The sequence below is a fragment of the Marinomonas ostreistagni genome, from assembly GCF_016888445.1.
Taxonomy (GTDB): domain Bacteria; phylum Pseudomonadota; class Gammaproteobacteria; order Pseudomonadales; family Marinomonadaceae; genus Marinomonas; species Marinomonas ostreistagni.
The window spans coordinates 541,852-556,111 of sequence record NZ_JAFEKF010000001.1 but is presented as its reverse complement, the minus strand read 5'-3'; the positions used below and the strand labels follow the sequence as shown (position 1 = coordinate 556,111).

The following is a 14,260-nucleotide window of genomic DNA, read 5'->3' as shown; positions in this document are numbered from 1 at the left end:
ACATCACTTAAAGTACTGTATATTTCAACAGCCCAGACAAGATATTGCAATCTAAGCGCACAAAAAAGGGCCATATAAATGGCCCTTTTTTTATTGATCAATACGTGTAGCAGATATTACTCTGAAACAGGCTTACGCACACGAATGCTTAACTCTTTAAGCTGCTTTTCACTGACTTCACCAGGTGCTTGCGTCAATAGACACGTTGCACTTTGTGTTTTAGGGAAGGCAATCACGTCACGGATAGACGCTGAACCAGTTAGCAACATTACTAGACGATCAAGACCGAATGCTAAACCACCGTGCGGCGGCGCACCGAACTTCAATGCATCCAATAGGAAGCCGAATTTTTCTTCTTGCTCATCTTTAGAAATATTCAGCAACTCAAATACGGTTTCTTGCATTTCTGACTGATGGATACGAATCGAACCACCACCCAGCTCAGTACCGTTAAGCACCATGTCGTAGGCTTGAGACAGTGCAGTTAGCGGGCTAGCTTTCAAATCTTCTGGTGAGCAAGACGGCGCCGTGAATGGGTGGTGAATGGCAGTAATACCACCATCAGACGTTTGCTCAAACATTGGGAAGTCAACCACCCAAAGCGGCGCCCACTCGCAAGTGTATAGATCTAGATCGGCACCTAGCTTACAACGCAACGCACCTAACGCTTCGTTTACAACAGTCGCTTGGTCAGCACCGAAGAAGATTAGGTCACCATCTTGTGCTTCAACACGATCCAATAGCGCTTGGCGCACATCGTTTGGCAAGAACTTAACGATTGGCGATTGCAAACCTTCTTCTAGGTCAGACTTGTCGTTAACCTTAATGTAAGCCAAACCTTTCGCACCGTAGATACCTACGAATTTAGTGTACTCATCGATTTGCTTACGTGTCAGCGCATTACCGCCTGGCACTTTCAGCGCAGCAACACGGCCATTAGGATCGGTTGCAGGGCCTGAGAACACTTTAAAGTCAACATCAGTCATTAGATCAGAAACCGTCTGAATGACTAGCGGGATACGAAGATCAGGCTTGTCTGAACCGTATTTTTCCATCGCTTCAGAGAACGGCATACGTGGGAATTCACCCAAGTCGATGTCTTTAAGCTCTTTGAACAAGTTAGTAATCATGCCTTCTGTCAGGTTCATGATTTCTTCTTGACCAAGGAACGAAGTCTCTAAGTCGATTTGCGTGAATTCTGGCTGACGATCAGCACGTAGATCTTCATCACGGAAACATTTAGCGATTTGGTAGTAGCGATCAAAACCAGACACCATTAGCAGTTGCTTAAACAGCTGAGGTGATTGTGGCAGTGCAAAGAAGCTACCTTGATGGGTACGGCTTGGCACCAAGTAGTCACGCGCACCTTCAGGCGTCGCACGAGTCAAGATTGGCGTTTCGATATCAAGGAAACCATTGTCATCCAAGTAACGACGCAAGATAGACGTTACTTTTGAACGTGTGCGAAGCTTCTGTTGGATTTCTGGGCGACGCAGATCCAAGAAGCGGTTCTTAAGACGAATGTCTTCACCCACAGCTTGGTGCTCGTCCAGCTGGAATGGAGGCGTCGCAGCACGGTTCAAAATTTTCAGCTCATGACCAAGCACTTCGATTTCACCCGTGGTCATGTTCGGGTTAACAGTCCCTTCAGGACGTGCACGTACAAGACCCTTCATTTCCACCACAAATTCGCTACGAACACTGTCAGCGATGGCAAAACTTTCGGCACGATCTGGGTCAAACACTACTTGAGTGATACCTTCACGGTCACGAAGGTCCAAGAAGATCACACCACCGTGATCTCGACGACGATGCACCCAACCACTTAGGGTTACTTCTTCTGAAATATTCTTTGCTGTTAACTCGCCGCAATAATGGCTGCGCATAATTCCTATCCTATTACTGTCTCGCTATGAGCGTAAAACTTGTTCGACTGCTCTACCGTTAACTACCTCTTGCTACAAAAAAGCGCCAGCGGTTAGATGCTTAATAACTTTTTAAGGCCCAGCATTATATGCCATGCCTTGCGCACTCTCTAGGGGATAAGCCAAATTTCTATGACTCTTGGAAGAAAATTGTCACCACTTCCCCCGTCAAGGTTTCGCCACGGGACTTTAGTGAGACTTCTTCGCCCTCTTCTTTGCCCAACAAAGACCTTCCTAGAGGTGACTCTGGCGTGACGATCAACACCGACTGCTGCTCATAATCAAACTCTCCGCCACCGACATATTGCGCCATCACAATAACTTTACGCCAGCCATCTTCACGCTCCAACAAAAAGACCGAACCTTGTGTGATACTGTCCATAGAAGCCAGAGTAAGCGCTGAAAAATAACGCAGATCACGCTGACACTCCGCCACTCGCACAGATTGCCCATGAGCAAGATATGAGTTTTCAAGCCCAAAGGTATCCCATTTAGTTTCGGCAGCACTTTCGCTATCGGTGGCAGCAGATTTTGCTTGAGACGCAGCATCCTTGGCCACCTTTAGGCGCGCCTGCATATAGTCTATCAGCGCTTGTTTAAATGATTCTTTCAACATATCGACCACCCACAAAAAAGCCACTGCAATGCAGTGGCTTTTTTAACACCGAACAAGAGGTAATTATAGGCGTACGGCAGATAGAATTTGCTCTGCTACTTCTTCAGTTGAAGCACCAGATAATTCGATATCAGCAATCTCGTTGTTGCCTACAACCACCACGACACCTGTCTGCTTCAGCAACTCAACTTGAGCCAAGTCAGCGTCTAATTTAGCCAAAGCCACCACACCGCGACGCAACAATGCGCGCTCAAGCTGTTGAGCATCTACATTATTTGCCAAGGCTACCACTGCAGGTTTCTGGCCTAGACGTGCCGCACGCTCTTCCGCCGTCACAACCGTGTCAGCATCCAAGTCACCGACCAGTTCTTCTACCATGCCCGCACCAACGGTTACGTTAGATAGGCGATCGATGATCACCAAAGCACCGGTTAGCGGGCTCTCTTGGTAGCTATCAAAGGCAACAGGTGCATCAAAACTGATCACACAGTCAGCGATAACGTTTAAGTCCACTTGATTAACTTCAGTGTGCTCAAGGGTATTAACGTCTACGCGGTGGTTAATGTGGTGCACTTTACCAGGTACGGTTTGCGTGCCCAGTTTGAAGTCATATAGCTTCCCAGGCACTAGTGGCTGTTCTGCCATCCACACCACAGAGGCACGCAGGTTAGAGCTGATGAATGGCTCTTCACCAGGATGAACCAACATGTCGCCACGGCTCACATCGATTTCATCTTGCAGTGTCAGCGTAACGGCTTGACCTTTTTTCGCTACGTCCAAGTTGCCATCGTAAGTCACGATTTCAGCCACTTTTGACTTCTTACCAGACGGCAAAGCGACGATGTCATCACCTGGCTTCACTTGACCTGAGGCGATCGTGCCGGCAAAACCACGGAAATCAAGGTTAGGACGGTTTACGTACTGTACAGGCAGACGGAAAACGTCTTTCTTAACATCGCGATTTACCTGAACCTGCTCAAGAATCTCCATCAAAGGACCACCTTGATACCAAGGGGTTTGCTCCGATGGGTTTACCACGTTGTCACCCTTAAGGGCAGACATTGGCACGAAATAAACACCTTCTGGCTTACGGTTACCTAGTTGCTCGATGAACGCTAGGTAATCTTCACGGATCTCGTTGAATTTCTCTTCTGAGAAGTCCACCAAGTCCATTTTGTTCACCGCAACCACCACATGCTTAATACCAAGCAACGATGAAATGTAGCTATGGCGACGCGTTTGTGTTTGCACACCGTAGCGCGCATCGATCAAGATGATCGCTAGATCACAAGAAGAAGCGCCAGTGGCCATGTTACGCGTGTATTGTTCGTGCCCAGGAGTATCGGCGATGATGAACTTACGCTTCTCGGTTGAGAAATAACGGTAAGCCACGTCGATTGTGATACCTTGCTCACGTTCAGCCTGAAGGCCGTCAACAAGCAACGCCAAGTCAACTTCTTCACCCTGTGTGCCAGATTTTTTACTGTCGCGTTTTACCGCATCCAAGTGATCTTCATAGATCAACTTTGAATCATGTAGCAAACGACCGATCAGTGTACTCTTACCATCATCTACGTTACCGCAGGTAAGAAGACGAAGCAGGTCTTTTTCTTCGTGCTGTTTTAGGTAGCCAAGGATATCTTGACTGATCAATTCTGATTGATGAGACATTCTTACAACTCCTAGCCTTAGAAATAACCTTGTTTCTTCTTCTCTTCCATCGAACCCGCTGAATCGTGGTCGATGACACGGCCTTGACGCTCTGAACTTTTCGTCAGCAGCATCTCTTGAATGATATCAGGCAAGGTATCCGCTTCAGACTCTACCGCACCCGTTAGTGGGTAACAGCCTAGTGTACGGAAACGTACTGATTTCATTTCTGGCACCTCGCCTTCTTTCAATGGCATACGCTCATCATCAACCATGATTTGCACGCCATCACGCTCAACAACTGGGCGTTTTGCAGCGAAGTAAAGAGGAACAATTGGAATACTTTCTAGGTAGATGTATTGCCAGATGTCCAATTCGGTCCAGTTAGATAGTGGGAACACACGAATACTTTCGCCTTTGTTCACTTTACCGTTGTAGATATTCCACAACTCTGGACGCTGGTTTTTGGGATCCCAACGGTGCTGTTTATCACGGAAAGAGTACACACGCTCTTTAGCACGTGATTTCTCTTCGTCACGACGCGCGCCACCGAAGGCCGCATCGAAACCGTATTTATCAAGCGCCTGTTTTAGACCTTGAGTTTTCATTACGTCGGTGTGCACTGCACTACCGTGTGTGAAAGGCCCGATGCCTTGCTCAATACCCTCAGGGTTTTGATGTACTAGAAGATCAAGACCCAGTTTCGCAACCAACTCGTCACGGAACGTAATCATTTCCTTAAACTTCCAACCGGTATCGACATGCAATAGCGGGAATGGTGGTTTGCCAGGGTAGAATGCTTTCATAGCAAGGTGCAGCATTACAGCTGAATCCTTACCAATCGAGTAAAGCATTACTGGGTTATCAAATTCTGCGGCTACTTCACGAATAATGTGAATACTCTCAGCTTCAAGCTGTTTGAGGTGAGTCAGTCTTGCCTCTGTAACTGTCATATTATCTCGTCCAAATATTTAAAGGCTTCGGCATTTCGCTAACTATAACATGCCAGAAAGTTATAAAAACTAGCAATACTAGATTTTAGAGTCATATACATATTAAAAAAGGCTCATAAGAAGAGCCTTTTTTATAACTTAAAATTAGTTAACTATGACTGACCGTTAGGCAGATTGCGCATCACCAAGCCAAGCTCAAGCTGCTCTGGCTGATATGGCAATGGGATGCGCACTTTATGCCCAGATCCAGGCGCTACCACCATCGGCTGACCTTTTAAGTTTTCCATCGCTTCAATGTTGTAAAGCATACTGCCTTTAGGTGTGATCAACTCAATTGAATCACCCACCTTGAAGCGGTTTTTGACATCAATGGTCAGCCAGCCGTTGTTCCAGTCGAGCATTTCACCCACAAACTGCTGACGATCCGAAATAGAGTTACCATATTGGTAGTTCTGATATTGATCGTGCACGTGACGACGGTAGAAGCCTTCGGTGTAACCTCGGTTCGCTAAGCCCTCTAACTTATCCATCAAAGACATATCAAATGGCTGCCCATGAACCGCATCATCAATCGCTTTACGGTACAGTTGAGCAGTACGAGCCGCATAAAAGTGTGATTTGGTACGACCTTCAATTTTAAGCGAGTGAACACCCAGCTCGATTAGCTTTTCGACGTGCTGAATCGCTCGCAGATCACGGCTATTCATAATATAGGTACCGTGCTCATCCTCAAAGGCCGGCATAAACTCACCTTCACGCCCTTGCTCACGCAGCAGTACCACATCATCAAATGGCTTACCTTCACCAAGGGTCGGTGCAGTGAATTCAGACGGATCAAAGTTCTGCACGCCTTTAAGGTGACTACCATCTGCTGGCACGATATCACCGTTCTCATCCTGCACCGCGGCTTTCATATCGTATTGCCAACGACAAGAGTTGGTGCAAGTACCTTGGTTTGGATCACGGCGATTAAAATACCCCGACAACAAACAACGTCCAGAATACGCAATACACAAAGAGCCATGAACAAAGGTCTCGATCTCCATTTCTGGCACCATCTGACGAATCTCACCCACCTCATCCAATGACAATTCACGCGATAGAATGACGCGCTCAAGGCCAAAGTTATGCCAAAACTTAACCGTCGCCCAGTTCACAGCATTGGCCTGCACCGACAAGTGAATCGGCATATCTGGCCATTTCTCTTTGATCAGCATCATCAAGCCAGGATCCGACATGATCAAAGCATCTGGCCCCATCTCTACGACAGGCTCCATATCTTTGATAAAGGTCTTAATCTTAGCGTTGTGCGGCGCAATGTTGGTTGCTACATAGAGCTTTTTACCTTGGCTATGCGCTTCTTCAATACCTTGCGCCAAATTGGCCATGGTGAAATCGTTGTTGCGTACACGCAAGCTATAACGTGGCTGGCCAGCATAGACAGCATCGGCGCCGTAAGCGTAGGCGTAGCGCATGTTTTTGAGCGTACCAGCGGGAGAAAGCAATTCGGTCATAATAAATCTTTATAGAGGAGTTACGATGGCGCGAATTCTAGCGAATCGGACTTGTTTTTCCTTACCTTAAACGCGAAAGGCCGACGTTAGTCGGCCTTTCTTTGATGCAGATCAAAACTCAATAATCTAGTTAACCGCCACCAAGACTAGCCTCTAACGACAACTGGCGTACTTGCGATTTTAAACTGTTAATTTCACGCAATACCTGCGGCCTAAATTGATCAATGGAGTCGATCGCCTCCTCGCTCGCCTCCAAGCGACGAGTTAAATCATCCGGCAAATTTGGTGTGGCACCCAAGGCCTGCACTTCGGACCCCAAAGCACGAACACGACCATCGAGACCAGCAAGCCGCTCTGCCATTTGATCAAGACGACTATTAATACGTGACACTTGCTGTTGCTGCTCTGTTTTAGCCTCTGTTAGGGATGACAGAGTTTCTGATTGCCCTGATTGCTGCTCTTCAACTTGTGCAACAGTGTCGACTAAACGATTGTAACCATCTTCAATCTCATTAAAGGCATCCCCTTGTACTGCCACCAATTTCGACTGAGTCGACAGGGACTCACGTAGCTGGGCGACGCGCTCTTCAAGAGCTTTTACAGACTCTGACTGCTCAGCAATCGCGGTACGATTGCGATCATAAGCCACGGCCCATAATTTACGAATTTCACTGTCATGATTGGCCAGCGTTTCTTCAACACTACTGCCTAGCGCATCAGCCGATTCGCCTGTTTCAACTAATTGGCTATCCAGCTGTTCAATCTGCCCTTGAGCACCGAGCAATTGTGCCTTGAGCTGTTGATTTTGCATCCATAACCAATAACCTCCAGCCCCCATTAGAGCGAGCACAATTAGCAATATGAAATAGACCCCAAATAAACTGGGGCGCTTTGCTTTTGCGGTCGCCTGTGGTCGCGTTGCTGGCGGTGGGTTAAGACGGCGCTTGGCCTTGACGGGGGCTTCAGTGGTTCCTGAAGCGTGTTGATTCAATTCGTCGTCATCAAGCGTTAAGCTTGGAATTTCAACTTCATCTTCTTTGCGCATAGCGAGTTCAGCCACTACATTTTTGAATAACTATGAAATAAATAACCACACAAACAGAAGGAATATAATATTCAAAAGTTCGATGCTACTATATAAGCACCATTAACTGCTTGATCACAAGCACTTTTCATTACAAAAAAGCAAGGAGAAAAGAAATGGCTTTTGAACTACCAGCTCTACCTTACGCAAAAGACGCCCTACAACCGCACATGTCTCAAGAAACACTTGAGTACCATTACGGCAAGCACCACAACACTTACGTGACAAAGCTTAACGGCCTTGTTCCTGGCTCTGAGTACGAAGGCAAAACGCTAGAAGAGATCATCACATCTGCTCCTGCTGGCCCAGTATTCAACAACGCTGCGCAAATCTGGAACCACACGTTCTTCTGGAACAGCCTAAGCCCAAATGGTGGCGGCCAACCAACTGGCGCACTTGCTGACGCAATCAACGCTAAGTGGGGCTCTTTCGAAGCATTCCAAGAAGAGTTCAACGACAAAGCAGTGAACAACTTCGGTTCTTGCTGGACTTGGTTGGTGAAAAACGCTGACGGTTCTATCGAAATCGTAAACACTAGCAACGCTGGCACACCAATGACTAACGGCCAAACAGCACTAATCACTGTTGACCTTTGGGAACACGCTTACTACATCGATTACCGCAACGTACGTCCTGATTACCTAAAAGGTTTCTGGGCACTAGCAAACTGGGATTTTGCAGCAGCAAATTTCGCAGCCTAAGCAACTTGCTTAATCGTTTTAAAAACGCGACTTCGGTCGCGTTTTTTTGTTTTACGACTTATTGACAAAAACCACACGCCACATAGACCATAGATCAGTTGCTCTTCTTTGGTAGTAGAGTTATTGTGATAATACAAGTAATTGATTGTTAAAGGGTCTCCACGTGTTTAAACACTTTCTGTACGGAATCACAGCATCTTTCTGCATATTAACTTCCGCCTACGCTGAAACCGTCTACGTTTCTGACATCCAGTTTGTCGCGATTCGCGAAGGCATGAGTAATAGCACACGCGCCACGGAACGCGGCATCAAAAGTGGCACACCACTAACAGTCTTAGAGCGACGCGACAGCTATATCAAAGTACGCACCCCTGAAGGCAACGAAGGCTGGCTACCTGATTATTTCATCAGCCAAGATCGCGTGAGCCGCGACCAGTTGGTCTACTTACAGCAGCAACTGACACAAGCCAAAGAAGCGGAAGCTGAAGCTGAAGAAGCACTCAACCAGAGACAGCAAACCAACAACGAGCTGACACAATCGGTCGAATCGCTTACTAGCCAACGCGAAGCACTTGAAGAACAACTTGCCGATGTATCTGAGCTGGCACAAAAAGCCAATGCCATCGTCTCGGCCAATGAAGAGTCACACTATCAGATTCAGTCATTGCAACAGCAAGTCGACAACCTTCAGCAGCAAAATGATAAGTTAAGCTCATCCATTGAACAGCGCTGGTTTATGATCGGTGCAGGCACACTATTACTTGGCGGTATTTTAGGTCTAGTCTTCCCACTATCTCGTAAAAAGAAAGTGTCTTCAAGTTCTTGGTAAACCAATCGCTTAATCGCACCAATCTTATAAAAGGGTGGCTTTGGCCGCCCTTTTTTAATCTTGACTCCAAGATAGAGTCGCTTGCCCCGACTAATCCAAACAGAAGCGCACCATCGCTCTAAATTCGCCTAAAAATCCGAGACTTAGCATAAGCCTTAAAATCGCATCGCAAGAGCCCCACCGCCGCCAAACGCCCACAGACAAATAAGCATCTCCCTAAACCGAGCGAACCTAAGGGCATTTTCAACACCACAATCGCACCCGCAAGACAAATAATCACATAAATCGGCGTACCATAGAGAAACAGCTCTTTTATTGCTCTATTAAAATATAATAGAATACGCCGCAATACCTGACTACTTCGCATAGAAGTCTTGTATACCAACAATTCATCCTACACTTATTAGAGTAATGTAATGGCTGACTTATCACTTTACAGAAACATCGGTATTTTTGCCCACGTTGACGCGGGTAAAACGACCACAACTGAACGTATCCTTAAGCTTACCGGTAAGATCCACAAGACTGGTGAAGTACACGACGGTGAATCAACTACAGACTTCATGGAACAAGAAGCAGAGCGCGGTATTACTATCCAGTCTGCTGCCGTAACTTGTGAGTGGAAAAACCACCGCCTAAACGTTATCGATACTCCTGGACACGTTGACTTCACAGTTGAAGTATACCGTTCTTTGAAAGTATTGGATGGCGGCATCGGTGTATTCTGTGGTTCTGGTGGTGTAGAACCACAATCAGAAACTAACTGGCGTTACGCGAACGAGTCAGAAGTAGCTCGTATCATCTTCGTTAACAAACTAGACCGTCTAGGTGCTAACTTCTACCGTGTAGTTGAGCAAGTTAAAAAAGTATTGGCTGCAACGCCTCTAGTTATGACTCTGCCGATCGGTGAAGAAGATCAGTTCGTTGGTGTTGTTGACGTTCTTACTCAAAAAGCATACGTATGGGATGACACTGGTCTTCCTGAAAACTACGAAATCACTGATATCCCTGCGGATATGGTCGACAAAGCTGCTGAATACCGCGAAATCCTGATGGAAACTGCGCTTGAGCAAGACGAAGACCTAATGATGGCTTACCTTGAAGAAGGTGAAGAGCCAACTGAAGAAGAGATCAAACGTTGTATCCGTAAAGGTACTCGTGACCTTGCATTCTTCCCAACTTACTGTGGTTCTGCATTCAAAAACAAAGGCATGCAACTTGTTCTTGATGCGGTAGTAGACTACCTACCAAACCCAACAGAAGTTGACCCACAAGAGCTAACTGACAAAGAAACTGGCGAGCCTACTGGTGAAGTAGCAACTGTTTCTGCAGACGAGCCTCTACGTGCCCTTGCATTTAAGATCATGGACGACCGTTTCGGCGCCCTAACCTTCATCCGTATCTACTCAGGTAAGATGAACAAAGGTGATACGATCCTTAACTCTGCAACAGGTAAAACTGAGCGTATCGGCCGTATGGTTGAAATGCAGGCAGACGACCGTAACGAAATCACTTCAGCACAAGCTGGTGACATCATCGCGGTTGTAGGTATGAAGAACGTTCAGACTGGTCACACTCTATGTGATCCTAAGAACGAATGTACACTTGAAGCAATGATCTTCCCAGAACCAGTAATCTCTATCGCTGTACAGCCTAAAGATAAATCTGGTATGGAGAAAATGGGTATCGCGATCGGTAAAATGGTTGCAGAAGATCCATCTTTCCAAGTTGAAACTGACGAAGAATCTGGCGAAACCATCCTTAAAGGTATGGGTGAGCTTCACCTAGACATCAAAGTTGACATCTTGAAGCGTACCTACGGCGTAGACCTAATCGTAGGTCAGCCACAAGTAGCTTACCGTGAGACAATCACGAAAGAAGTTGAAGACAGCTACACGCACAAGAAACAATCTGGTGGTTCTGGTCAGTTCGGTAAGATCGATTACCGCATCAAACCAGGCGAGCAAGGTTCTGGCTTCACGTTCTCTTCTACAGTTGTAGGTGGTAACGTACCGAAAGAATTCTGGCCTGCAGTTGAGAAAGGCTTCAAGTCTATGATGGAAGAAGGTGTGCTTGCGGGCTACCCAGTTCTTGACGTAGAAGTTGAACTATTCGACGGTGGCTACCACGCAGTTGACTCGTCTGCAGTAGCATTCGAAATCGCAGCGAAAGGCGCATTCCGCCAGTCTATCCCGAAAGCAGGCGCTCAACTTCTAGAGCCTGTTATGAAGGTTGACGTGTTCTCTCCAGAGGACAACGTAGGTGACGTAATCGGTGACTTGAACCGTCGTCGCGGTATGATCAAAGACCAAGAAGCTGGCCTAACTGGCGTACGTATCAAAGGTGAAGTACCTCTATCTGAAATGTTCGGATACATCGGTCACCTACGTACTATCACTTCTGGCCGTGGTCAGTTCTCTATGGAGTTCTCTCACTACTCTCCATGTCCTGCGAACGTTGCTGAAGCAGTTATCGAAGCAGCTAAAGCGAAGAAAGAAGAGAAGTAATTCACTCTTTCTAACCGTTACAAAAAACCCGGCTTATGCCGGGTTTTTTTATACCTCAATATAGCTGTTAGTAAGGTGAAGGGTACTGCCTAAATACCTGCCCTACCTGCTCTAACACCTCATCACTTAACCGCACATCAAACGCTTTAATATCTTCCTCAAGCTGCGCAAGCTTGGTCGCACCAATGATAGTGGATGTAACACCATCTACTTGATCCACCCACGCCAAAGCCAATTGCGAAGCCGTTAAGCCGTGCGCTTGAGCAATATCCTTATACGCTTTGATCGCGGCGTTCGCAGCCTCTGTATCACGGAACAAACCATTACGCTGCACCATCGTCCAACGCGCGCCCTCTGGACGCGCACCATCCAAGTATTTGCCTGATAAAGCACCTGCCGCCAAAGGTGACCAAGGCAAATAAGCCACATCTTGGTGGATACAGTTTTCAATCAGGTAAGGCCAGTCTTTAGCATGCAACAAGCTGAATTCGTTCTGAATCGATGCCACACGCGGCAAACCGTGCTGCTCACTTAGGCGTACGTATTCATTAATACCCCATGGTGTTTCATTAGATAAGCCGAAGTGACGAATCTTACCTGCTTTCACACACTCATCCAGCGCCTGTAAAATTTCCAACATCTGCGCGGACTGCTGGGTCGCATCTACCTCCGAAAACGTTAGACGACCTGGCCAATGCTTGGCGAAATGCGGTGACGTGCGATTAGGCCAATGGATTTGATAGAGATCGATGTAATCAGTCTGCAAGCGCTTTAGCGAATCTTCAACCGCAGCCAACACAGCCTCAGCCGTGACATCACCGCCATCACGCACCCAAGACAAGCCATTACCCGCAATTTTTGTCGCCAATACAACATCCTCACGGCGCTGCTCGTTGCGTGACAACCAGTCACCGATGATCGCTTCAGTTTTGCCATACGTATCAGGGGTTGGCGGAATGGCATACATTTCAGCCGTATCGATAAAATTAACGCCCTGCTCTAAAGCGTATTCGATTTGCTGATCAGCATCTTTTTGGTTGTTTTGTTTGCCCCATGTCATCGAGCCAAGACAAACACGTGAGACATCAATCCCAGTACGACCTAATTGACTGTATTTCATGTACATACATTCCTTTCAGAGTTTACTATAACTCTACGAATGTAATGAATCGGGCTAAACAATGCCAGCCTAGCACTGGGAAACAATGTGCAGGCTGGCGCGCTTAAGGCGGGCGGGAGGGTTAGTTCTGTTGCGCGTCTAAAAGTGGCTCGTAACGCTTATCAGTCAGGGTCTTAAGAAACGCCACAATGGCATCCACGCGACGATTTTCCAGTGGCGGACCGATCTCTAATGTTTCTAAATCAATATTTTCAGGCACCTCTGCTGGCGCCCAAGGCTCGCCTGTTTCAGGGTTAATCTTGCGCATTGGGTTATTGTATTGATCATAGAACAACACCACTGTGCGTAAATCTTTAAACACCCCGTTATGCATGTAAGGACCTGTGACCGCCACATTACGCAGAGTCGGCACTTTGAATTTACCACGCTGAGCAGGATCCTCCACCAACGGATTATCAAACAAACCTTCATCTTGGGTCGCTAATGCCAATTCGGGGTTCGCTGGCACACCGATATTGCGGTACTCGTAATTGGTAAACGTCTCACGCTCGGCAAAAGGTGACGAGTTGAGCTGATGGCAAGAATTACAGTTAGTGAACTGTTGCGAGAAGAATAAAGTACGCCCCAACTCTTCCTCAGGCGTAAAAGTGTCTTCGCCACGCATGACACGATCATATTTTGAGTCAAACGGCATAAATAATTCAGTTTGCTCAAAATGCGCAATGGCATCGGTCACAGCATTGAACGCCTTATCTTTCTGCTCCCAGATATCTTCACCGTAAAGCTTTTCAAACATGGCTTGATAGGCTGGATTTTCTAGCACGCGACTGACCACAGCCGCCTCACTGTCCATCTGCATTTCCACTGGATTCACAAAAGGCCCACCCGCCTGCTCGGCTAAGTTTGCCGCACGGCCATCTAAAAATTGGCCACCACGGTATTCGCCATTTGCCATTTTATGAAATGCTGGTGTCAGTGCAGCGTAGCTCGCAGTCGGCGTATTGCGCTCGCCGTGGGAGTGATCATCACTTCCTAATGATACTGCGCCCAAATCAACCGCCTGACGCCCATCCGTAAACGCACGACCGATGTCATGACAGCTCGCACACGACTGATTACGATGCTTGGAAAGGTTTACATCAAAAAACAGCTGGCTACCCAGTTGCGCCTTAGGATGGTCCAAGGCGACCGGTAAGTCTTGCTTACGATCAGCGGATGAGGATTCAATGGCTAGCTCTTGTGGACCTTGACTACAGCCCGCCAACGCTAGAACAGCAATGAGAGAAAAAGAAGAGACAGTGCGTTTCATAAGCCACCCTTACAACAGAAGGCCGTATGATACACCTTAATCAGAAAGCTCG

At 47.1% G+C, this 14,260-nt stretch carries 11 protein-coding genes; 3 read left to right on the top strand and 8 right to left on the bottom strand.

From position 1 onward, the window contains the following. Positions 1-116: 116 nt before the first annotated feature. The 6 genes from aspS to JQX58_RS02580 all read right to left on the bottom strand — a co-directional run bounded on the left by aspS (position 117) and on the right by JQX58_RS02580 (position 7,703). Positions 117-1,886: an aspartate--tRNA ligase gene (gene aspS / locus JQX58_RS02605; RefSeq protein WP_204145258.1), complete on the bottom strand. Its 1,770-nt coding sequence runs from the start codon at positions 1,884-1,886 to the stop codon at positions 117-119. Between the two features lie 169 nt (positions 1,887-2,055). Then, on the bottom strand, positions 2,056-2,541 hold the full coding sequence (locus JQX58_RS02600; protein ID WP_204145257.1) for a GreA/GreB family elongation factor: 486 nt from the start codon (positions 2,539-2,541) through the stop codon (positions 2,056-2,058). A gap of 63 nt (positions 2,542-2,604) precedes the next feature. After that, positions 2,605-4,212, bottom strand: coding sequence for a sulfate adenylyltransferase subunit CysN (gene cysN / locus JQX58_RS02595; protein WP_204145256.1), 1,608 nt, complete (start codon positions 4,210-4,212; stop codon positions 2,605-2,607). Positions 4,213-4,229: 17 nt separating this feature from the next. Continuing rightward, positions 4,230-5,144: a sulfate adenylyltransferase subunit CysD gene (gene cysD / locus JQX58_RS02590; protein WP_204145255.1), complete on the bottom strand. Its 915-nt coding sequence runs from the start codon at positions 5,142-5,144 to the stop codon at positions 4,230-4,232. A gap of 152 nt (positions 5,145-5,296) precedes the next feature. Further along, positions 5,297-6,658: a prephenate-dependent tRNA uridine(34) hydroxylase TrhP gene (gene trhP / locus JQX58_RS02585; RefSeq protein ID WP_204145254.1), complete on the bottom strand. Its 1,362-nt coding sequence runs from the start codon at positions 6,656-6,658 to the stop codon at positions 5,297-5,299. Between the two features lie 130 nt (positions 6,659-6,788). After that, a complete protein-coding gene (locus tag JQX58_RS02580; RefSeq protein WP_204145253.1) occupies positions 6,789-7,703 on the bottom strand; it encodes a hypothetical protein in 915 nt (304 codons plus the stop codon). 155 nt (positions 7,704-7,858) lie between these two features. Between JQX58_RS02580 and JQX58_RS02575 the strand changes: the two genes are divergently transcribed. The 3 genes from JQX58_RS02575 (at position 7,859) to fusA (ending at position 11,779) form a co-directional block, all read left to right on the top strand. Next, the gene (locus JQX58_RS02575; protein ID WP_204145252.1) at positions 7,859-8,443 is read left to right on the top strand and encodes a superoxide dismutase; all 585 of its coding nucleotides are present in this window, start codon (positions 7,859-7,861) and stop codon (positions 8,441-8,443) included. Positions 8,444-8,606: 163 nt separating this feature from the next. Further along, the gene (locus JQX58_RS02570; RefSeq protein WP_338040650.1) at positions 8,607-9,272 is read left to right on the top strand and encodes a TIGR04211 family SH3 domain-containing protein; all 666 of its coding nucleotides are present in this window, start codon (positions 8,607-8,609) and stop codon (positions 9,270-9,272) included. 416 nt (positions 9,273-9,688) lie between these two features. Beyond that, positions 9,689-11,779 carry an elongation factor G gene (fusA, locus tag JQX58_RS02565; RefSeq protein WP_204145251.1) on the top strand — a complete coding sequence of 697 codons (2,091 nt, stop codon included), beginning with the start codon at positions 9,689-9,691 and terminating at the stop codon, positions 11,777-11,779. Between the two features lie 67 nt (positions 11,780-11,846). Here the strand turns inward: fusA and JQX58_RS02560 are convergent, their stop codons facing one another. Together JQX58_RS02560 and JQX58_RS02555 are read right to left on the bottom strand one after the other, a co-directional pair. Further along, positions 11,847-12,899 (bottom strand): aldo/keto reductase, encoded by a 1,053-nt coding sequence (locus tag JQX58_RS02560; RefSeq protein ID WP_204145250.1) that lies wholly within the window; start codon positions 12,897-12,899, stop codon positions 11,847-11,849. Positions 12,900-13,020: 121 nt separating this feature from the next. Beyond that, positions 13,021-14,208 carry a cytochrome-c peroxidase gene (locus JQX58_RS02555; protein ID WP_204145249.1) on the bottom strand — a complete coding sequence of 396 codons (1,188 nt, stop codon included), beginning with the start codon at positions 14,206-14,208 and terminating at the stop codon, positions 13,021-13,023. Between the last annotated feature and the right edge of the window lie 52 nt (positions 14,209-14,260).